This is a genomic window from Ruminococcoides intestinale, from assembly GCF_040095935.1.
In the GTDB taxonomy this organism is placed as follows: domain Bacteria; phylum Bacillota; class Clostridia; order Oscillospirales; family Acutalibacteraceae; genus Ruminococcoides; species Ruminococcoides intestinale.
The window spans coordinates 103,264-122,931 of the sequence record NZ_JBBMFQ010000006.1 but is presented as its reverse complement, the minus strand read 5'-3'; the positions used below and the strand labels follow the sequence as shown (position 1 = coordinate 122,931).

Sequence of the window (19,668 nt, the reverse complement as noted above, 5' to 3'; positions counted from 1 at the left end):
TGTTGTATGACAAACCGTTAGCCATTTTTTACGGTCAATTGTTGAAAACAATTTGTAGTGGCGAACAAGGTTCGCCGCTACAGTATATCATCAAACATTCTGTTTAAGGCAGGTTTTCAGGTCATCTTCTGCGTTGCTGATTGGGCGCAAGCCGAATGTTTCTGACAAATACTGCAACACATTCGGGCTTAAAAATGCAGGGAGTGTCGGGCCGAGGTAGATATTCTTTATTCCGAGGCTTAAAAGTGCCAGCAAATCGGCAACCGCCTTTTGCTCATACCACGAAACAATCAGCGACAACGGCAAGCCGTTTACATCTGTATCAAACGCATCGGCAAGTGCTACGGCAATGCAGATTGCGGAGTAAACATCGTTGCACTGACCGATGTCGAGTAATCTCGGCAAGCCGTCGATGTCACCGAATTCGAGCTTGTTAAAGCGGTATTTTCCGCAAGCGAGCGTCATAATTATGCAGTCTTTCGGAACATTTTCGGCAAATTCAGTGTAGTAATTTCTGCCCGGTCGTGCACCGTCACAACCGCCAATAAGGAAAAAGTGTCTGACTTTTCCGCTTTTGACGGCCTCGACAATTTTATCGGCATATGAAAGCGTAGCGTGATGACCGAATCCCACAAGAATTTCGTGCGGTTCAACATCTTCTTTAAAACCTCCGAGTTCAATTGCCTGCTGAATAATTTCGCTGAAATCTTTGTCGCCGTTTTCCTTTTTGCCGATGTGCTTAACACCCTCCCAGCCGACAACATTTGTACTGTAAATTCTGTCTTTGTACGAATCTCTCGGCCGCATAAGGCAGTTTGTCGTCATAAGAATACAACCGGGAATATTGTCAAACTGCTTTTGCTGATCTTGCCATGCACCGCCGAAATTGCCGATAAGATGCGGATATTTTTTTAAACCGTCATAGCCGTGACACGGTAGCATTTCGCCGTGAGTATAAACATTTATGCCCTTGCCCTTTGACTGTTCAAGGAGCATTTCAAGGTCTTTCAAATCGTGACCCGACACAATAATAAACGGACCTTTTTTGATGTGAACATCAACCTTGTGCGGTGACGGATTGCCGTAGGTTTCAGTGTTTGCTTCATCAAGTTTTTTCATAACTTCAAGAGCATTTTCACCCGTTCTCATCGTCATTCTGATAAGCTCCTCAACCGTGAGCGAATCATCCGTTGTCGCCTCAAGTGCAGTGATGTAAAAATCGTCAACCTGATCGCTGAAATAGCCGAGTTCACGAGCCTGATGACCGTAGGCGCTTATGCCTTTGAGTCCGTAAACAATTGTCTGTCTTAAAGAGCGGATGTCGGGGTCAAGCGACTTTTCGTACATAATTCCCGCAAGCGGTGCGTCTTTGAGCATTTCCGACTTTGTTTCGGGAAGATTGTAGGTTGCGTGCAGAGTATGATTTTTGATTTCGCCCACAACTTCACGAAGTTTTTCCTTGATTTGCTGAGATTCACGCAAAAGCGACACATGCACATCGGCATCAAAGTTTACATTCGTCAGCGTTGTAAAAAGGCAGTTTTCCACAAAGCTAACAATGTCCTTGTCAATGTGCTGACCTTTTTCAATAAGCACCTTGCCGTAACAGCTTATGCCCTTCAGCTGAAAGATAAGTAAATCCTGAAGATTTGCAATTTCGGGAGTTTTTCCGCAAACACCGAGCCGTGTGCAACCCTTTCCGTTCGCAGTCTGCTCACACTGATAGCAAAACATCTCATAACCCAAGTCCATATTATTACTCATAAAAATTACCTCCGAAACATTCTGCAAATATTATCTGCAAATTTTCGGAGGTTTATTCTTAATTTTGATATTCTGTTTTAAAGATTTGCAAAAACCTTTGTGCCTTTATTCTTAATCCAAAGCCAAACCGGAAGGCTGATGAGGATAAAATAAAATGCTGTGCAGGCGAGGAAAATTTCAGTCGAAATTTCAATTTCAAAGCTGAGAAGAACCGGATACGCAATAGCAGGTACACATACGGCAAGAACTGAAAGCAATAACGAAAGCATAACGCTTGCACTCTGTTTTACTGCCTCAGCGGTTGTATTCCAGTCAAGCTTTGGCTTTTTCAGGTCAAACATAAGTCCGAGAAGACCCGAGAACAACGAGAAAATTATCGGAATAAGAATTGTGATAATAATATTAACCGGTTTCATTCCGAGCATTATTGAGAGAACAACCGAGGGTACAAGTGAAACAACACCGTTTACAATAAAGTGAAGTTTCAGCTTTTGCGTAAGCACCTGCAACGGTGATACAGGAAGCGACTGCATAAGCCAAAGGTTTTTAGCTTCCATTGAAATTGATGCCGCAGAAATCGGTCCCAATGAAATCACAAAGGCAATCACAAGTGGAAGATATACTGAAATCATTTCAATCAATGTACTTGGAAATTGCTTCAGCGTATTAAGCTGGAACACCGCATAAATTGTTCCGCCTACCATAATTAACGCACTGAGTCCGCTGTTAAGCATATAGGTTGCGTTGCCTGTGAACATCATTCTTTCTTTGCGTAAAAGCGCCTTTGATGCAGAACTTACTTTCAGGGTTTTCTCCTTATACACGGCTTTCTTCGCACCCTTTTTCGCTGTTGCAAGCTTTATGAAGCTGTGAGAAAGCACCGCATAAACAATTGCAAAGAATGCAATAATTACTACAGCAACACCAAAAAGCGGCAACAAGTCGCCCGATGCGCCAAGTCCTGTGAGATAAAGCGGATATGCACTGTCCATTATATTTGCACCGATGCCAATTGAATTTGCAACGAGTGTTTTTACAAGGTCCTCTGCCTGATAATAAAGGTAAAAATACAGTGCAAAGAAAACAAGTGAAAATACGATTGTCACAACATTTTTATGTCTTGTCCTTGATGTTACAAATGCAATCAGCCAGCCGAGAATGCACGAAACGCTCAGGCTTAAAAGCGGAACTAAAAGCAGAATCACAATCTGACTTACTACAAGCGAAACCGAAACAGACGCATTTGTTACATAGGCCGCAAAAGCAGGGACCTGTACAAGTGCACAAAAGAGAAGATTTTGTGCATACAGTGGCAACATTCTGCAAAAGAGAATACTGCGAGGCGGAATAGGCATTGAAAGCAAAAGCTCATTATCCTTTGCCTCATAAAGCTGTGAGAGCGAAAGGAAAATACAGCCTATAGTGCTGATTACAAACGACGCACCCATAACATAGAGAAAATACAACCAACTGAATCCCGATGTTGCAAGCATAGGTGCCATCATGCTGAACATATTGTAGAACATAAATGCAAATACAACACCGACAAAAGCGAGAAGAGCAAGATAAACAGCCGGTGAGTTAAACGAACTTTTTTTGCCGTTCTTTTTCTTGTTTGACGAATTTGCGGTGTACCGTGCAAGTGCCTTTTGAAATTGGAGTTTAATTAAGGTTTTAAGCATCATTCTCCTCCAGTTCAAGGAATACATCTTCAAGCGAATCATCGCCCTTGACCTCATCCATTGTACCCGACTTGATAAGTTTGCCGCTTTTGATGATAGCAACCTTGTCGCAAAGCTTTTCGGCAACTTCAAGCACATGGGTTGAGAAGAAAATTGCACCGCCGTTATCGCACATCTCTCTCATCAAAGTTTTGAGAAGGTGGGATGATTTTGGGTCAAGACCTACAAACGGTTCATCCATAATGATAAGCTTTGGGTTATGTATGAGTGCGGAAACAATTGCAAGTTTCTGTTTCATACCGTGAGAATAGCTGTCAATTGTCTGAGCAAGTGCATTTTTAATTTCAAACATTTCAGCATATTTACTGATTCTTGCCTGACGGTCAGACTGGCTGATTCCGAAAATATCGGCAATAAAATTGAGGTACTTAATACCTGTCATAAACTCATACAAATCGGGATTGTCGGGAATGTAAGCAATTTTGCGCTTACATTCGAGAGGTTTTTCTTTTACCGACACACCGTCAACATAGATTTCGCCCTCGTCAAAGTTGAGAATTCCACAGCAGGATTTGATTGTTGTTGTCTTACCTGCACCGTTGTGTCCGATAAAGCCGTAAATCTCGCCTTTTTGAATATGAAGTGACAAATCGTCAACAGCCTTTTTGTCACCGTATTTTTTAGTTAAATGTTCTATTCTGAGCATAAGCGCTCCTCCTATAGCCAAATAAATTACGCAAATTATACTACACAAAATATTCTTGTGTCAATATGTTATAAAAATTCAACAAGTTTGAATTACAAACCAATAAATCTGCGAAATTTGGATAACAGAAACCATTTTTGATGAAATGTAAAATCTATTGAAATATTTTGCATTACGAATCATCTTGAATATGTGCAGGAATGATTTATAATATTAGTACAGATTATTTTTTGGAGGTTCATCTTGGCAAAGTTCAAAAGAAAATATACACTCGGGGAAGAAATTTTCAACTCTGTATCACACGGAATCGGTGCAGGTCTGTCGATTGCGGGAACGGTTGTGCTTATCGTTACGGCGGCAATCCACACAAATGCGTGGGGTGTTGTCAGCTCTTGCATTTACGGTGCATCGCTCATCATACTCTACACAATGTCAACTCTGTATCATTCTTTCACAAATGAAAAGGTAAAAGCATTTTTCCGAATAATGGACCACAACACAATTTTTCTGCTGATTGCAGGAACATACACACCGATTACTCTTTACTACCTCAACGGTGTGACAGGTTGGATTCTGTTCGGAATTGTGTGGGCATCGGCAATTTTCGGAATAGTTATGAACTCAATCAACCTTGAAAAAGCAAGGATTCCGTCAATATTCTGCTACATAGGAATGGGTTGGGTAATAATCTTTGCAATAAAACCGCTTATGGAGCATATGCCGTCAATTTCGGGAATCTTCCTCATCATAGGCGGAGTATTCTACACGGTGGGGATTATATTTTACGCAATTAAAAGGGTAAAATATTTTCACTCGATATGGCACTTATTCACGGTTGCGGGAAGTGTGTTCCATTACTTTGCAATTCTTCTCGGATTTTTTCGTATTTAACGAAAGCGAAAGCTGACCGCATAAAAAGCCGCAGGTAAATCTTTCACACAAAAAAATGGGCTACAGAAAAACTTTTTGTTTTTCTGTAGCCCTAAATTTTATAAAAAGATTTGTTTAGTTTGTGGGAACACCTACGGAAACCTCTCTTACAGACAAAGCTTCCTTTGGAAGTGTGTACTTCTGCTTGTAAGCCTTGTAATCTGCGTTGTACTGAATATCATCGGAATTTTTGAGTTCATGGAGATATTCGTGTGCGTCGTAGCCGTTGCGGTTGATTTCAATAACACCGATTGCAATGTTTGAGCAATGGTCGGAAACTCTCTCAATATTTGTGATAAGGTCAGAGAATACAAAACCGAGTTCGATTGTACAGGTACCGTTAGTAAGACGCTTAACATGGGCGTCTTTAAGCTTGTCACGCAGACGGTCGATAACCTGTTCAAGCGGTTCAACCTTTGAGGCAAGTGCAAGGTCATTATCAACAAAAGCAACAGTAGCGTTGTTGATAATTTCACGAAGTGCGTCAACCATAACGGCAAGACCTGCTTTCGCCTCTTTTGAGAACGAAATGTTCTTTTCGTGAATTTCCTGAGCAACCTTTACAATGCTTACCGCATGATCGCTGATACGCTCAAAATCACCGATTGTGTGAAGAATGAGCTGAATAGTTTTGTTGTCGTCAGCCGAAGGCTGTTTGGAACTGAGCTTTACAAGATATGTTGAAATAACATCCTCATAGGAATCAATCATATCTTCGTTTTCATGAATTGTTGCCGCAACCTTTTCGTCATAATGGTCAACAAGTTCAAGTGCGCCGAGGAGCGTACCCTCAGAAAGACGAGCCATTTTTTCAGCAAGTGACTTTGCACGCTCTGTTGCAACAGAGGGAGTGTTGAGAAAACGCTCATCGAGGAACGGAACATCCGAATCCTCATCCTTGTCCTTGATTGTAAGGCAGGCAAGCTTTTCAAGATACTTGTTGAACGGAAGAAGAATTGCAGTTGCAAGCAGATTGAATGCTGTGTGGATAACCGCAATGTTCTCGGGACCTACGATATCATTAAGGAAACCGTAGTTGATAAAGAGGTTAGAACCGTAGAACAATGCACAAATTACGAGTGTGCCGATAATATTGAAGTAAAGATGTACAAATGCGGCACGCTTTGCGTTTTTCTTTGCACCGATACAGGAAATAAGTGCGGTTACGCAAGTGCCTATATTCTGTCCCATAACAATCGGGATTGCCATTGAATAGCTGATTGCGCCTGTTTTGGACAATGCCTGCAAAATACCGACAGAGGCGCTTGAGCTTTGTATAATTGCGGTCAGCAATGCGCCGGCAAGAATACCGAATACAGGGTTGTTAAAGAGTGTGAGGAAGCCTGTGAATGTCGGATCATCAGAAAGCGGTTCAACAGCCGCACTCATCTGATCCATACCAACCATAAGAATACCGAATCCGAGGAAAATTGTGCCGAGATGCTTCTTCTTTTCCGAATTGCAGAACATAAGAAGAATAATTCCTACAAAGGCAAACACGGCAGAGAAAGACGACGGCTTTAAAAGCTGCATAACCAAACTGTCGCCCTCAATACCCGAAAGGCTGAGAATCCAAGAAGTGATTGTTGTGCCGACATTGGCACCCATAATAATACCGATTGCCTGGCGGAGTTTCATAATTCCCGAGTTTACAAATCCGACAACCATAACGGTTGTTGCCGAAGAGGACTGAATCACCGCAGTAACCGCCGCACCGAGAATGAATCCTTTCATGGTGCTGTTAGTCATTTTTTCCAGAGTTTTTTCAAGCTTACCGCCGGAAAGGCTCTCAAGACCATCGCCCATTGAATTCATACCGAACAAAAAGAGCGCCAGACCGCAGAGCAGTTGTAAAACCATAAACAAATCCATAAATACATACTCTCCTTTATCATCAATAATATTAAACTAAAGTCATAGGATTGTCAATGAATTGTAAAGAATTTGTAAAGTCTGAAAGCTTGGTAATTATCTTTGAAATTTGTCGAAACACGGCATTTTTTATGTAAGATTCGTGAAATTGTATTGTTTGAGCAATAAAAAAGCGGCACTGCACAATATAGTATGCACAGCACCGCTTAAAATTTGTTTTGTTTGTAAAATAATGTAAACAGACTTCACATCAGAATCTTGCGGTAAATGTTGTTCCCTGTTCACTGCTTTCAAGAGAAATCTCTCCGCCGTGTCTTTCGGTAATGTGCTTGACAATTGCAAGTCCAAGACCCGTGCCGCCTGTTTCCTTTGAACGGCTCTTGTCAACACGGTAAAAGCGTTCAAACACACGCTTGTGGTGCTTTTCGGGGATACCGATTCCCGTGTCGGCAACTTTAACAAACGGATGTTCATTGTCATCACCTGTTATGATTTTTACCGAACCGTTTTCACGATTGTAACGGATTGCATTGTCACAAAGGTTGTAGATAAGTTCGTAAATCTGATTACGATTTCCGTTTATGACGGCAGTTTTTGTATCAACAGTGATTGTAATTCCGTGCTTTTCGGCATTTGAACGGAGATCCTCGGCAACCTCGGATGCCACCCCTGCAAGGTCAACAGGGGCAAATTCTTCATCGCTGAATTTTTCGTCAAGCTGTGAAAGCTCCATGATATCGCTTATAAGAGAGAGAAGTCTGCCCGATTCCTTGTGAATTTTATTTGCAAAATTCGGGATATCATCGGGCTTTACAAGACCGCTTGCAATAATTTCTGCATAGCCTGAAATTGAAGTCAACGGAGTTTTCAGCTCGTGAGTTACATTTGCCGTGAATTCACGACGCATCTTTTCAGCCTTTTTCTTAGCCGAAACATCAATAATAAGACAGATTGCACCGTTTTTTTCGCCGTTTGAATAAACAGGATTGGTGATAATCTGCAATGCTCTTCCTTTTACGGTTGTGTCGCCGTTTTTACTCTCGCCCGAAAGAGCCTTGTCAACGCAATCGTTAAGAACCTCGTTGCGTGAAAACGCAATCAAAGTTTTGTCGGTAACACCGTCATCATCGGCACCGAGAAGCTTCGACGCAGAATAATTGCTCATAAGCACCTTTTTGTCAACATCAATAAGAATAAAGCCCTCCGCCATATTTTCGATAAGCGTTGAAATTTTATCCTTTTCAAACTGCAGTCTGCGCATCTGACGCTTGATTTGTCTTTGCTGGCTTGCAATTTTCTGTGAGAGCGGCAAAAGCTCATCATACGGCGAGCCGTTGCCGTTGTCCGCCATTTCCTTAATCGGTTCAACGATTTTCTTTGTGGAGCGCTTTGCCAGAATTGTACAGACAACAAATACACCTATCATAATTATAAGAATTGACGGAATAACAAAAAGAAAAATTCCGTAAATGCTGTCAATTGTCTTTGCAACACGGATTACAGAACCGTCTGCGGTTTTTTCTGCATAGTAGTATGTTATTTTATTCAAGGTTTCCGACATTCTGTGGCTTGAACCGTTGCCGTCCTTGATTGCCTGTTCAAATTCGGGGCGGTCGCTGTGATTCGGCATAGAATTAACATCTGTGTCAACGCTATCAGATACAACCGAACCGTCACTTTTTATGAGAGTAACACGAAAATCGCCTATTCCGTAATATTTTGAAAGGTCGATTTCGCTGTCGGAATTATAAACGCTGATGATTTTATCGGTATATTGCCGAACCTCTGCCTCCTGTTCATCGGAAAACACAAACCAGAAAGCAGCTGTTGAAAAAACAGCCGTCAGAAGAATGGACACCACAGCGATAACCGAAAAGTTTTTTAAAAGCTTTTTACTCAGTTTCACTTTATTCCCCCGCCTTATATCCAACATTTCTCACAGTTTTGATGAGGTTTCCGCAGCTGCCGAGTTTTTGCCTGAGGGTTGTAATGTGCATATCAACCGTTCTGCTCTCGCCCTCAAAATCATATCCCCACACATTGAGAATGATATTTTCACGGGTAAGCGCCATCCCTTTATTTTTGAGAAGATACTTTAAAAGTTCGTATTCTTTGAAGGTGAGGTTACATTCCTCACCGCAGCTTGTTACAATGTGCTTGGAATCGTCAAAAACAATCTGACCGAGCTTGATGACATCCTGTCTGTCATCAACAGAACATCTGCGGAGGATTGCACGGACTCTTGAAATAAGCTCAAGGACTGAAAAAGGTTTTGTAATATAGTCATCGGCACCCATGTCAAGACCTTTGACCTTATCCATTTCACTTCCCTTTGCAGTAACAAGAATAACGGGAACATTTTTTGTCACGGCATCCCTGCGCATTTTTTCAAGCACGGAAAGTCCGTCAAAATCGGGTAACATAACATCAAGAATTACAAGCTGAGGAATTTCGGCTGTACAAGCCTTAAAAAAGCTCTTGCTTTCACCAAAGCTCTGAACCTCATATCCGCTGCTTTTCATAGCATAAGATTCAAGCTCTCTGATATCGGTATCATCTTCAACAATGTAAATTAACATCTAATACTCTCCCTCAACAAATGTGTATTTAAATGCACCGCAAAGGGGCGTCTGCACTTAAATTAAAATCGGAACATCCGCCATAATTATAGACTTTTTTTGCAAAAATGTAAAGTTTAATAAAACAAAAATCAGGAGCATACAGCTATGCTCCCGTTTGTTAAGCAAAATATATCAGTCGGACAAATCGCAGCTGCCTGTAATTGAAAAAGCAACCCACTCTGCAACATTAACCGCATGGTCTGCAATTCTTTCAAGATACTTTGCAATCATAACGATATCGAGAGCCTCTGAGCCAAGTTCCTTATTCTTATGAATGAGTTCAACCGTTTCATTCTTTGAACGGTTAAAAAGTTCGTCAACGATATCATCCTGACGGGCTACCTTTTTGGCAACCTCAATATCGCTCTTAACAAAAGCGTCAATAGCCTCCGTTACCATTTTTGAGGCATTGTCTCCCATTTCCAAAATGTGAGTAAGATTGAACACCTGCTTTTTGTCCTTGATGTAAACAGACATTTCAGCAATATCAACTGCCTGATCGCCGATTCTCTCAAGGTCGGTAATCATTTTGAGTGCGGCGGAAACATATCTGAGGTCGTGTGCAACAGGTGCCTGATGAAGAAGAAGGTGCAAACATCTGCTTTGGATGGATTTTTCCGCCTCGTTAATACGATTTTCATGTTCTCTTGCGATATCAAGCAAATCTTCGCCGTCAACAATCATCTTCATTGTATTTTTGATTGCCTGTTCAACAAGACCGCCCATTTCAATAAGGCTGTCGTTAAGCTGTGTAAGCTCTTTATCAAAATATTCTCTCATTAGCCAAACCTTCCCGTAATGTATTCTTCGGTACGCTTATCCTGCGGATTTGAGAAAATTGCGTCGGTTGAATTACATTCAACCATTTCACCGAGTAAAAAGAACGCTGTTTCATCTGAAATACGCAAAGCCTGCTGCATATTATGTGTTACCATAACGATTGTATAATCGTTTTTCAGTTTAAGGCAAAGCTCCTCAATTTTACCCGTTGAAATAGGATCAAGTGCAGAGGTTGCCTCGTCCATAAGCAGAACTTCGGGTTTTACGGCAAGTGCCCTTGCAATACAAAGTCTTTGTTGCTGACCGCCCGAAAGACCGAGAGCGCTCTTTTTGAGCCTGTCTTTAAGCTCATCCCAGATTGCGGCGTCACGCAAGGATTCTTCAACAATCCTGTCAAGTTCTTTCTTGCTTTTGATTCCGTGTGTGCGAGGACCGAAAGCGATATTATCGTAAATGCTCATCGGGAACGGATTGGCTTTCTGGAACACCATACCAACCCTTTTGCGGAGGATATTTACATCCATATCTCCGTAAATATCTTCGTTGTCAAGGCGAATGTCGCCTGTTATCTTACAACCCTCAACAAGGTCGTTCATTCGGTTGAGCGACTTTAAAAGAGTTGACTTACCGCAGCCAGACGGACCGATGAAGGCTGTGATTCTGTTTTTCTTCATACGGATATTTACATCCTTTAACGCATGAAATTTTCCGTAGTAAAGATTCATGTTTTCTATGGTAAATTTATCCATTGTAAAATAATTATCCTTTCCTGTTACTTCTTGTTGTTTCCGAGTTTCTTTGCAACAAATGCCGAGAGTGTATTGATTGCAAAAACAAGTACAAGAAGTACAACTGCGGTACCCCATGCCTGATCCGTATGAAGTCCTTCGTTGGTAAGTACATACATATGAACGGCAAGTGACCGTCCCGAATTGAGAGGGCCTGCCGCATAGCCTGTTGCCGAACCGTAAGTATAAATAAGTGCGGCTGTTTCGCCTACTATTCTGCCGACAGCAAGAATGATTCCGGCAAGAATACCGGGCATCGCACTCGGAAGAATAATTCTCATAATTGTTCTGAGCTTGCCCGAACCGAGTCCGTAACTGCCCTCACGGTATGAATCGGGAACTGTGAGAAGTGCCTCCTCGGTTGTACGCATAATTGTGGGAAGTACCATAATTGCAAGCGTAAATGCACCGGCAAGAAGTGAATAACCCCAGTTAAGAGCATACACAAAGAAAAGCATACCGAAAAGACCGTAAACAATTGACGGAATACCGGCAAGGGTTTCTGCCATTGTTCTGATTACCTTAACAAGCTTGTTGCCACGCTTTGCATACTCTGCAAGATAGATTGCCGCTCCCACACCGAACGGTACCGAAATTATAAGGGTTACAAGCGTAAGAACAATTGTGTTGATAATTGACGGCATACACGATACATTGTCGCTGTTGTACTCAAGTGAGAACAGCTCGGGGGTAAGGTTCGGAACACCTCGCACAAGAACATAGGCAATGATAAATATGAGAGCCGCCGCAGAAAGTGCCGCCGCAAGACCTACAAGAATGAGCAGTACAAGCGAAAGGGGCTTTCTTTTGTAGGCTTTCATTCTCTGTTTAAACGATACTTTGTTGATTGCCTTAATCTGTGACACATCAACCAAAGCGGCATCGTTTTTTATATTATCGCTGTTAGCCACGCTTTTCACTCCTACTCTTTATAGCCTGCATTGAAAGTGTGATGAGCAGAACAAATACGAACAGAACAACACCCGTTGCAATAAGTGCCTGACGGTGCAAGCCTGTTGAATAACCCATTTCAAGAACAATGTTTGCGGTCAGGGTACGAAGTCCGTCCGTAACGCTGTGCGGAATCTGAACCTTATTGCCTGCAATGAGTACAACTGCCATTGTTTCGCCCAACGCTCTGCCTATGCCGAGAACAACTCCTGCAAGAACGCCTGATTTTGATGCCGGAAGAATTGTCTTGAACACACTTCTTTCCTTTGTTGCTCCAAGTGCCAGAGCACCTTCGTAGTAGCTTTCGGGAACTGCCTTGATTGCCGACTCCGACACACCGATGATTGTCGGAAGAATCATAACTCCGAGTACGATTGACGCCGCAAGCCAGCTTGAACCGTCACCGCCGAAGTTATCACGGATGAACGGTACAACTACCACAAGTCCGAAGAAGCCGTAAACAATTGACGGGATGCCTGCCAAAAGCTCTGTTGCCGGTTTAAGCACCTTGTAAAGCGGTGCAGGACAAAACCTTGCAAGAAATACTGCTGTGAGAATTCCTATCGGAACACCGATTATGATTGCTCCCGCAGTAACATATATGCTTGCGATAATCATATCAAAAATTCCATATGATGCAGGCACATTCGTAGGCGCCCATTTCTGTCCGCCTACGAAATCAAAGAAGCCTATTTCTGCCATTGCAGGAACACCGTTACAGAATAAGAATATACAGATTATGACAACCGCCGCTATACTTGTTACAGCTGTGAGGAAGAAAACTCCCTGCATTGCCTTTTCACGAAATCTGTTTAATCTCATTTAATTATGTCACTCCAAACAGTTGTTTCACCTGTGTAAATTGATTTCACCTGATCAAGTGTGAGGTCATCACATGTGTTTGCATTGTTTACGATTACTGCGATACCGTCTTTTGCGATTGTTTCAACCTTGAGTGCGCTCTTTTCCTCATCTTTAAGGTCACGGGACGCCATACCGATATCACATGTACCGCCCATAGCTGACTGCATACCTGCCGATGAGTCGGATGTCTGGATTTCAACCTTAGCGTTTGTGTTTACCTTCTGATAAGCCTCGGCAAGCTTTTCCATTACAGGTGATACCGAAGATGAACCTGCTACGCTGATTTTGCCCGACGGCTTCTTACCGCTGTATGCGGCATTTTCCGAAACTGTTACATAACCGTTGTCTGAAACAATCTTCTGACCGTCTGAGCTCATTATGTAATCGACAAAATCCTGAGCAACATCGCTGAGTTCGCCCTTGTAAGCAATGTTGAACGGACGGCTTACTGCATAGTCGCCTGACTTTACATTATCGGCTGTTGCCTCAACACCGCCGATTTTAAGAGCCTTTACCGTATCGTTGAGTGAACCGAGTGAAATGTAACCGATTGCCGCATCGTTATCCTTAACATTTGTGATAACAGCCTCTGTGCTGTTGATTGTTACAGCCGAAGTAGTTGTGTTGTCTGTCTTGTTGTCGCCGTCCTTAACAAGAACGCCTGTAAGCTCTGTGAATGCGTCTCTTGTGCCTGAGCCTTCTTCTCTTGTTACAACAGAGATTGTTTTTGATGCGTCAAACTTTGCTGCGTCCGAACCTGCGTCGGATGAACCGTTTGATGAAGAATTTGCACCGCCGCAGCCTGCAAATGCAGAAACTGCAAGAACACCGAATAATGCTGTTGCCGTAATTTTTTTAGTCATAGATTTCATTTGAATTTTCTCCTTAAATTCATATCATTTGTGTACCTCTTTCGTACAACATCAGTCTATGACTGTTTTGTAAAATACGCTGTTTGTCAATTGTAAAAAGAGTGTAAATAAAAATATAGGTTTTGTATGCCAAAACAAATTTTTACAAATTTGCGTGACAAAGCCTTTTATTTGTGGTACAATATTACAGAAGTGTGCAGGATGTAAAATAATTCCTGCAAATTTTCAAAATGAGATTACATTCTGTTTACAGAGAAATATTATTCCAAGGAGGTCATTTTAGTGGCTGAAAACAAAATCCCATACAAAATATACCTTGACGAAAGCGAAATCCCGACACAATGGTACAATGTTCGTGCAGATATGAAAAACAAGCCTGCACCGCTTTTAAATCCTGCAACACTCAAGCCTATGACACACGCAGACCTTGCTCCCGTGTTCTGTGATGAGCTTATTGACCAGGAGCTTGACGATACAGACGCATACATTGACATTCCGGAAGAAATTCAGAACTTCTATAAAATGTACCGTCCATCTCCGCTTATAAGAGCATATTTTCTTGAAAAGGCTCTTGACACTCCGGCAAAGATTTACTACAAATTCGAGGGCAACAACACAAGCGGAAGCCACAAGCTCAACAGCGCAATTGCTCAGGCTTACTACGCTAAAAAGCAGGGACTTAAAGGTGTTACAACCGAAACAGGCGCAGGTCAGTGGGGTACTGCCCTTTCAATGGCTTGTTCATATTTCGGCCTTGACTGCAAGGTATTTATGGTAAAGGTTTCATACGAGCAAAAGCCTTTCAGAAGAGAGGTTATGAGAACCTACGGTGCAAGCGTTACTCCGTCACCGTCAACAACAACGGAAGTCGGCAAAAAGATTCTTGAGGCTCACCCCGGTACAACAGGAAGCCTTGGCTGTGCTATTTCTGAGGCTGTTGAGGTTGCAACTCATACAGACGGCTACCGTTATGTACTCGGAAGTGTGCTTAATCAGGTACTTCTTCATCAGTCCGTTATCGGTCTTGAAGCAAAAGCCGCTCTCGAAAAATACAATGTAAAGCCTGACATTATCATCGGCTGTGCAGGCGGCGGTTCAAACCTCGGCGGTCTTATCTCTCCGTTTATGGGTGAAAAGCTCCGTGGCGAAAATGACTACAAGTTTATCGCTGTTGAGCCGGCATCATGCCCAAGCCTTACAAGAGGTAAGTTTGCATATGACTTCTGCGACACAGGTATGATTTGTCCTCTCGCAAAGATGTACACACTCGGCAGCGGATTTATTCCGTCAGCCAACCACGCAGGCGGTCTTCGTTTCCACGGTATGAGTTCAACACTTTCTCAGCTGTATCATGACGGTCTTATGGAGGCAAGAGCAGTTGAACAGACAAGCGTGTTTGCAGCAGCAGAGCAGTTTGCAAGAGTTGAAGGTATTCTCCCTGCTCCCGAAAGCAGTCACGCAATCAGAGTTGCAATTGACGAGGCTCTCAAGTGCAAAGAAACAGGCGAAGAAAAGACAATTCTCTTCGGTCTTACAGGTACAGGCTACTTTGATATGGTTGCTTATCAGAAGTATAATGACGGCGAAATGAGTGACTACATTCCGACAGATGCCGACCTTCAGCAGGGCTTTGACGGCTTGCCAAAGGTTGACTAATGCGAGTGTCTCGCACCCGGTTCGTGTAGACAGTTTCATTTTTCTAAAACTTATTATGCCCGAGCATTACTCGGCACGCACATAACTTTTCAGAATGCGAGTGCATTTTTAGAATTACATAAAAAAGAGGTCAGCAATGCTGACCTCTTTTCAACTGTATTATTTCGGTAACTGTATCTCATTTATACAGTTTATTTTCATCATAAATTTTCTGTCATTACTTGGCGGGCGTCCAATGAACGCCCCTACGGAATTGTGCGAACGGTTGCAATGTTACGCTCGGGCATAATATGTTTTTTTACATTACAAACTGTCTTCCCGACATTAATTTTCCATTTTCAATTTTCAATTTTACATTTAATTAAAACTGTCTTCACGAACTGGGAACGGCGACTCGCCGTGTAGGCGGATATTGTCCGCCCATACGGTTCTAAAAGAAAAATTACAAAAACAAAAACGGTTGGATTACTTTTTTCGTAAATCCAACCGTTAATTTTTTATTTGGTAATCTAAAATCCGAACTTATTCTCTGCCGGCACGAACGCTTGCGGAGGCAAGTATATACACAAAACCGAGGAGAATATCGGTTGCTATGTCGAACACTTCAATCACAAAAACAACCTGTCCGTTGACAACATTAAATATGATGTTAAGCACTCCGATAAGCACAAGCACTACTGCGAGTTTGCCCGAAGTTTTCAACATTTTTTGCATATCCGGCGGTGATGTCTTTTTTGAAACGGCTCTCAGTCCCATTGAACCTACTGCGAGCTTCAGCACCATTGAAACGGTGACGGTCACGATTAGCATATAGTCAAAAACCGATGCCGATCCGCCGTCAAATGACGGGATAATCGTATTAACCAGCTTGTATGCAACCAAAATTCCCGAAAATATAACTCCGAGAAACATTACAACTGCCGTTACTTTGATTTTTTCTTTCATAAGACACACCCCCGTGAAGGTTTAAGTTATCAGCCGATAAGTTCCTTGATTTTTGACTCTGCAAGAGCAGGATCTGCCTTACCTCTGCTGTTCTTCATAACATTTCCGACAAGCGACTTAATCGCCTTTTCCTTGCCGTTCTTATAGTCCTCAACAGCCTTTGGATTGCCCTCAACAGCTTGCTTGCACAAATCGTTGAGTGCGTTTTCGTCAAGACCGCCCATATCGCTTTCGCTGATAAATTCAAGAGCACCCTTGCCGCTGTCAAGCATTTTTTCAAGCGTTGCCTTCGCAAGGTTGTTGCGGATTTTACCGCTGTCAAGAAGTTTTACAAGCTCGTTAAGCTGTTCCGGAGTAACCGCAACATCAAAGATTTCCTTGTCAGCCTCAGTTTCCGTTCTGCGGAATATCTGACCAATAATGAAGTTTGAAACTGTCTTTGGTGACTTAACACCCTCGCAAGCCTTGTCAAAATACTCGCTGATTTTGCGGTACTTTGTAAGAAGCTGTGCATCCTTTTCGGGAATTGCAAGTTCGTCAATATATCTTCTGCACTTGTCGGCAGGAAGCTCAGGCATTGCAGCCTTGATTTCCTCAACAACATCTTTCGGAACATGAATAGTAACGAGGTCGGGATCACGGAAATAACGGTAATCGTGAGCGTCCTCTTTACTTCTCATTGAAGATGTTGTGTTGGTTGCGTCGTCATAACGGAGAGTTTCCTGAACAACACTTCCGCCGTTTTCAATGAGGTCAACCTGTCTTTCAAACTCATACTCCATAGCCTTTGCTATGTTGTTGATTGAGTTCATATTTTTAATTTCGGTTCTTGTACCAAGCTTTTCGCTGCCCTTTGGACGAACCGAAATGTTTACATCGCAACGCATTGAGCCTTCCTGCATCTTACAGTCGGAAATTCCGATGTAACGCATAACCTGCTGAAGCTTTTCAACATACTCTCTTGCCTCGTCAATTGAACGAATGTCAGGCTCTGAAACGATTTCGATAAGAGGAACACCGCCACGGTTATAGTCAACATATGTGTCGCCGTGCTGATGAATGAGCTTTCCTGCGTCCTCTTCGATGTGAATATGGTGCAAACGGATTTTTCTGCCGTTTGAAAGCTCAACATAACCGCCTATAATAAGCGGAGCATAAAGCTGGCTGATCTGATATGCCTTTGAAAGGTCGGGATAGCAGTAGTTCTTTCTGTCCATTTTTGAAATCTCTGCGATTTCACCGTGAACTGCAAGACCTGCACGGATTGCATAGCGAACTACCTCACGGTTAAGCTTTGGAAGTGTTCCCGGCAGACCGATACACACGGGACAGCAATGGCTGTTTGGCGCACCGCCGAATTTTGTAGTACAGCCGCAGAAGATTTTTGTCTTTGTGGCAAGCTCAATATGGGTTTCAAAACCCGCAACTAATTCGTAACTCACAGCTTAACACCCCACTTTGTATCCTTAAAGTTTTCAGCAGCAGCCTGCTGATATTTGTATGCCGCATTAAGAATTTCAGCCTCGCCAAAGCTCTTGCCGATAAGCTGCATACCAATCGGCATACCCTTTGCGTTGAATCCGCACGGAACCGAAACACCCGGCAGACCTGCAATATTGACAGGTACAGTGCAGATATCCGTAAGATAGGTTTCAATCGGATCGCTTACAGCATGTCCCTTTTCAAATGCTGTCATAGGAACTGTCGGAGCAAGGATTACATCGCACTTTTCAAATGCGTTGTTGAATGCCTTAACGATAGTGCCACGAAGATTCTGAGCCTTTTTGTAATAAGCGTCATAGTAACCTGCGGAAAGAACATAGGTACCGAGAAGGATTCTGCGTTTAACCTCTTCGCCGAATCCCTCCGAACGGGTACGGCAGACCATATCGTGAGTGCCGTTGTAATGCTCGGTTTTGTAACCGAAACGGATACCGTCATATCTGCCAAGGTTTGAAGATGCCTCGGCACAGGCGATGATATAGTAAACAGGAAGGGCAAATTTGAGTTCTGGCAGGTCAAAGTAAACAATCTCTGCGCCCATTGACTTGTAGATATCGGCAGCCTTTAAGACAGCCTCTTTTACATCGTCACGGACACCCTCAAGATATTCCTTTGCAATACCGATTTTCATGCCCTTGATGTCATTGTTGAGTTTTGAATAAGTGTCACCGACAAAGCCCTTTGAGGTTGAATCTTTTTCATCTCTCTTTGAAATTGCATCAAAAACAATTGCAGCGTCCTCAACAGACTTTGTAATCGGTCCAATCTGGTCAAGCGAACTTGCATATGCGATAAGTCCGTAACGGGAAACCGCACCGTAAGTAGGTTTAAGACCTACAATACCGCAGAATGATGCCGGCTGACGGATTGATCCGCCTGTATCAGAGCCAAGACCGTAAGCGGCAATGTTTGCGCCTACCGCACTTGCAACACCGCCTGATGAACCGCCTGAAACATAGTTTGAATCAAACGGATTCATTGCACCGCCAAAGTATGATGTTTCGCATGAAGAGCCCATTGCGAACTCGTCCATATTCGTCTTGCCGAGCATAACTGCGTTTTCGCCTGCAAGAGTTTCCCAAACGGTTGCGTTATAAATCGGCTTATAGCCTGTGAGAATTTTTGAACAACAGGTTGTTTCAATTCCCTTTGTTGAAATATTGTCCTTGAGCGTCATCGGAACACCCTCGAGCATACCGATTTCCTCGCCTGAGGCAATTTTTCTGTCAACAGCCTCGGCAGTTTTCAGAGCCTCCTCGCCTGTTACATTAACATATGCGTTAAGCTCGCCGTCAGCCTTTTCGATTTCGTCAAGATAGCTTTTTGTAAGCTCGGTACATGAACACTCTTTTGACACAAGCATTTCATGAATTTTTTCAATAGAACCCATTTTTACACCGCCTTACTCTCTGTTTCTTACAAGGAAGTGATCCTCTGCCTGCTCGGGAGCATTTGAAAGGATCTCCTTTGTATCGTAGGACTCAACAACCTCATCCTCACGAAAAACATTTGACAGATTGTTAATATCGTCAAACTCCTCGCCGTCTGTCGGAGCGTTATTGATTGTGTCGGCAAAATCTATGATTTCCTGCATTGACTTTGTAAGGCCGTCAAGCTCCTCTTCGGGAACAAAAAGCTTTGAAAGCAACGCAATGTTTTCAACATCTTCTCTTGTTACCATAAAAACCGTCCTTTTTAAAGAAAATAGGGCAAGTCATATAATATATAACTCGC

At 42.8% G+C, this 19,668-nt stretch carries 17 protein-coding genes; 2 read left to right on the top strand and 15 right to left on the bottom strand.

The window, feature by feature from the left end:
- Positions 1 to 90 precede the first annotated feature (90 nt).
- The 3 genes from hcp to WMO31_RS09790 form a co-directional block, all read right to left on the bottom strand.
- Positions 91 to 1,734 (bottom strand): hydroxylamine reductase, encoded by a 1,644-nt coding sequence (gene hcp, locus WMO31_RS09800; RefSeq protein ID WP_438871056.1) that lies wholly within the window; start codon positions 1,732 to 1,734, stop codon positions 91 to 93.
- A gap of 107 nt (positions 1,735 to 1,841) precedes the next feature.
- The gene (locus WMO31_RS09795; RefSeq protein ID WP_367999615.1) at positions 1,842 to 3,446 is read right to left on the bottom strand and encodes a permease-like membrane multi-spanning protein; all 1,605 of its coding nucleotides are present in this window, start codon (positions 3,444 to 3,446) and stop codon (positions 1,842 to 1,844) included.
- Positions 3,439 to 4,152, bottom strand: coding sequence for an ABC transporter ATP-binding protein (locus WMO31_RS09790; protein WP_367999614.1), 714 nt, complete (start codon positions 4,150 to 4,152; stop codon positions 3,439 to 3,441). Before WMO31_RS09790 ends, WMO31_RS09795 begins: the two co-directional genes overlap by 8 nt.
- Before the next feature lie 243 nt (positions 4,153 to 4,395).
- On the opposite strand from WMO31_RS09790, the gene trhA reads away from it, so the two are divergent.
- The gene (trhA, locus tag WMO31_RS09785) at positions 4,396 to 5,043 is read left to right on the top strand and encodes a PAQR family membrane homeostasis protein TrhA (RefSeq protein ID WP_021883572.1); all 648 of its coding nucleotides are present in this window, start codon (positions 4,396 to 4,398) and stop codon (positions 5,041 to 5,043) included.
- Between the two features lie 114 nt (positions 5,044 to 5,157).
- Here the strand turns inward: trhA and WMO31_RS09780 are convergent, their stop codons facing one another.
- The 8 genes from WMO31_RS09780 to WMO31_RS09745 all read right to left on the bottom strand — a co-directional run bounded on the left by WMO31_RS09780 (position 5,158) and on the right by WMO31_RS09745 (position 13,830).
- A complete protein-coding gene (locus WMO31_RS09780) occupies positions 5,158 to 6,954 on the bottom strand; it encodes a Na/Pi cotransporter family protein (RefSeq protein ID WP_367999613.1) in 1,797 nt (598 codons plus the stop codon).
- A gap of 250 nt (positions 6,955 to 7,204) precedes the next feature.
- On the bottom strand, positions 7,205 to 8,860 hold the full coding sequence (locus WMO31_RS09775) for a sensor histidine kinase (RefSeq protein WP_367999612.1): 1,656 nt from the start codon (positions 8,858 to 8,860) through the stop codon (positions 7,205 to 7,207).
- 1 nt (position 8,861) lies between these two features.
- Positions 8,862 to 9,533: a response regulator transcription factor gene (locus WMO31_RS09770; RefSeq protein WP_015522689.1), complete on the bottom strand. Its 672-nt coding sequence runs from the start codon at positions 9,531 to 9,533 to the stop codon at positions 8,862 to 8,864.
- 174 nt (positions 9,534 to 9,707) lie between these two features.
- Positions 9,708 to 10,355, bottom strand: coding sequence for a phosphate signaling complex protein PhoU (gene phoU / locus WMO31_RS09765; protein ID WP_021883569.1), 648 nt, complete (start codon positions 10,353 to 10,355; stop codon positions 9,708 to 9,710).
- Entirely contained in the window at positions 10,355 to 11,104 is a 750-nt protein-coding gene (gene pstB, locus WMO31_RS09760; RefSeq protein WP_015522687.1) for a phosphate ABC transporter ATP-binding protein PstB, read from the bottom strand. Before pstB ends, phoU begins: the two co-directional genes overlap by 1 nt.
- 23 nt (positions 11,105 to 11,127) lie before the next feature.
- On the bottom strand, positions 11,128 to 11,964 hold the full coding sequence (pstA, locus tag WMO31_RS09755) for a phosphate ABC transporter permease PstA (protein WP_101028832.1): 837 nt from the start codon (positions 11,962 to 11,964) through the stop codon (positions 11,128 to 11,130).
- A gap of 82 nt (positions 11,965 to 12,046) precedes the next feature.
- Positions 12,047 to 12,916 (bottom strand): phosphate ABC transporter permease subunit PstC, encoded by an 870-nt coding sequence (gene pstC / locus WMO31_RS09750; RefSeq protein ID WP_195231811.1) that lies wholly within the window; start codon positions 12,914 to 12,916, stop codon positions 12,047 to 12,049.
- On the bottom strand, positions 12,913 to 13,830 hold the full coding sequence (locus WMO31_RS09745) for a substrate-binding domain-containing protein (RefSeq protein WP_337941125.1): 918 nt from the start codon (positions 13,828 to 13,830) through the stop codon (positions 12,913 to 12,915). Before WMO31_RS09745 ends, pstC begins: the two co-directional genes overlap by 4 nt.
- A gap of 282 nt (positions 13,831 to 14,112) precedes the next feature.
- On the opposite strand from WMO31_RS09745, the gene WMO31_RS09740 reads away from it, so the two are divergent.
- Positions 14,113 to 15,486, top strand: coding sequence for a TrpB-like pyridoxal phosphate-dependent enzyme (locus WMO31_RS09740; protein WP_118101898.1), 1,374 nt, complete (start codon positions 14,113 to 14,115; stop codon positions 15,484 to 15,486).
- Positions 15,487 to 16,008: 522 nt separating this feature from the next.
- On the opposite strand, the gene WMO31_RS09735 is transcribed toward WMO31_RS09740, so the two are convergent.
- The 4 genes from WMO31_RS09735 to gatC are packed head-to-tail and all read right to left on the bottom strand — an operon-like array spanning position 16,009 to position 19,615.
- A complete protein-coding gene (locus WMO31_RS09735; RefSeq protein ID WP_015522684.1) occupies positions 16,009 to 16,431 on the bottom strand; it encodes a hypothetical protein in 423 nt (140 codons plus the stop codon).
- Between the two features lie 29 nt (positions 16,432 to 16,460).
- On the bottom strand, positions 16,461 to 17,873 hold the full coding sequence (gatB, locus tag WMO31_RS09730; RefSeq protein WP_117839064.1) for an Asp-tRNA(Asn)/Glu-tRNA(Gln) amidotransferase subunit GatB: 1,413 nt from the start codon (positions 17,871 to 17,873) through the stop codon (positions 16,461 to 16,463).
- Positions 17,870 to 19,324 carry an Asp-tRNA(Asn)/Glu-tRNA(Gln) amidotransferase subunit GatA gene (gatA, locus tag WMO31_RS09725; RefSeq protein ID WP_015522683.1) on the bottom strand — a complete coding sequence of 485 codons (1,455 nt, stop codon included), beginning with the start codon at positions 19,322 to 19,324 and terminating at the stop codon, positions 17,870 to 17,872. The genes gatB and gatA overlap by 4 nt, the downstream gene beginning before the upstream one ends.
- A gap of 12 nt (positions 19,325 to 19,336) precedes the next feature.
- Positions 19,337 to 19,615, bottom strand: coding sequence for an Asp-tRNA(Asn)/Glu-tRNA(Gln) amidotransferase subunit GatC (gatC, locus tag WMO31_RS09720; RefSeq protein WP_015522682.1), 279 nt, complete (start codon positions 19,613 to 19,615; stop codon positions 19,337 to 19,339).
- Between the last annotated feature and the right edge of the window lie 53 nt (positions 19,616 to 19,668).

Coding starts and splice junctions, on each gene's coding strand:
- hcp (WP_438871056.1), bottom strand. CDS start 1,734: ATGTTTTGCTATCAGTGTGAGCAGACTGCGAACGGAAAGGGTTGCACA.
- WMO31_RS09795 (WP_367999615.1), bottom strand. CDS start 3,446: ATGCTTAAAACCTTAATTAAACTCCAATTTCAAAAGGCACTTGCACGG.
- WMO31_RS09790 (WP_367999614.1), bottom strand. CDS start 4,152: ATGCTCAGAATAGAACATTTAACTAAAAAATACGGTGACAAAAAGGCT.
- WMO31_RS09780 (WP_367999613.1), bottom strand. CDS start 6,954: ATGGATTTGTTTATGGTTTTACAACTGCTCTGCGGTCTGGCGCTCTTT.
- WMO31_RS09770 (WP_015522689.1), bottom strand. CDS start 9,533: ATGTTAATTTACATTGTTGAAGATGATACCGATATCAGAGAGCTTGAA.
- phoU (WP_021883569.1), bottom strand. CDS start 10,355: ATGAGAGAATATTTTGATAAAGAGCTTACACAGCTTAACGACAGCCTT.
- pstB (WP_015522687.1), bottom strand. CDS start 11,104: ATGGATAAATTTACCATAGAAAACATGAATCTTTACTACGGAAAATTT.
- pstA (WP_101028832.1), bottom strand. CDS start 11,964: ATGAAAGCCTACAAAAGAAAGCCCCTTTCGCTTGTACTGCTCATTCTT.
- pstC (WP_195231811.1), bottom strand. CDS start 12,916: ATGAGATTAAACAGATTTCGTGAAAAGGCAATGCAGGGAGTTTTCTTC.
- WMO31_RS09745 (WP_337941125.1), bottom strand. CDS start 13,830: ATGAAATCTATGACTAAAAAAATTACGGCAACAGCATTATTCGGTGTT.
- WMO31_RS09735 (WP_015522684.1), bottom strand. CDS start 16,431: ATGAAAGAAAAAATCAAAGTAACGGCAGTTGTAATGTTTCTCGGAGTT.
- gatA (WP_015522683.1), bottom strand. CDS start 19,324: ATGGGTTCTATTGAAAAAATTCATGAAATGCTTGTGTCAAAAGAGTGT.
- gatC (WP_015522682.1), bottom strand. CDS start 19,615: ATGGTAACAAGAGAAGATGTTGAAAACATTGCGTTGCTTTCAAAGCTT.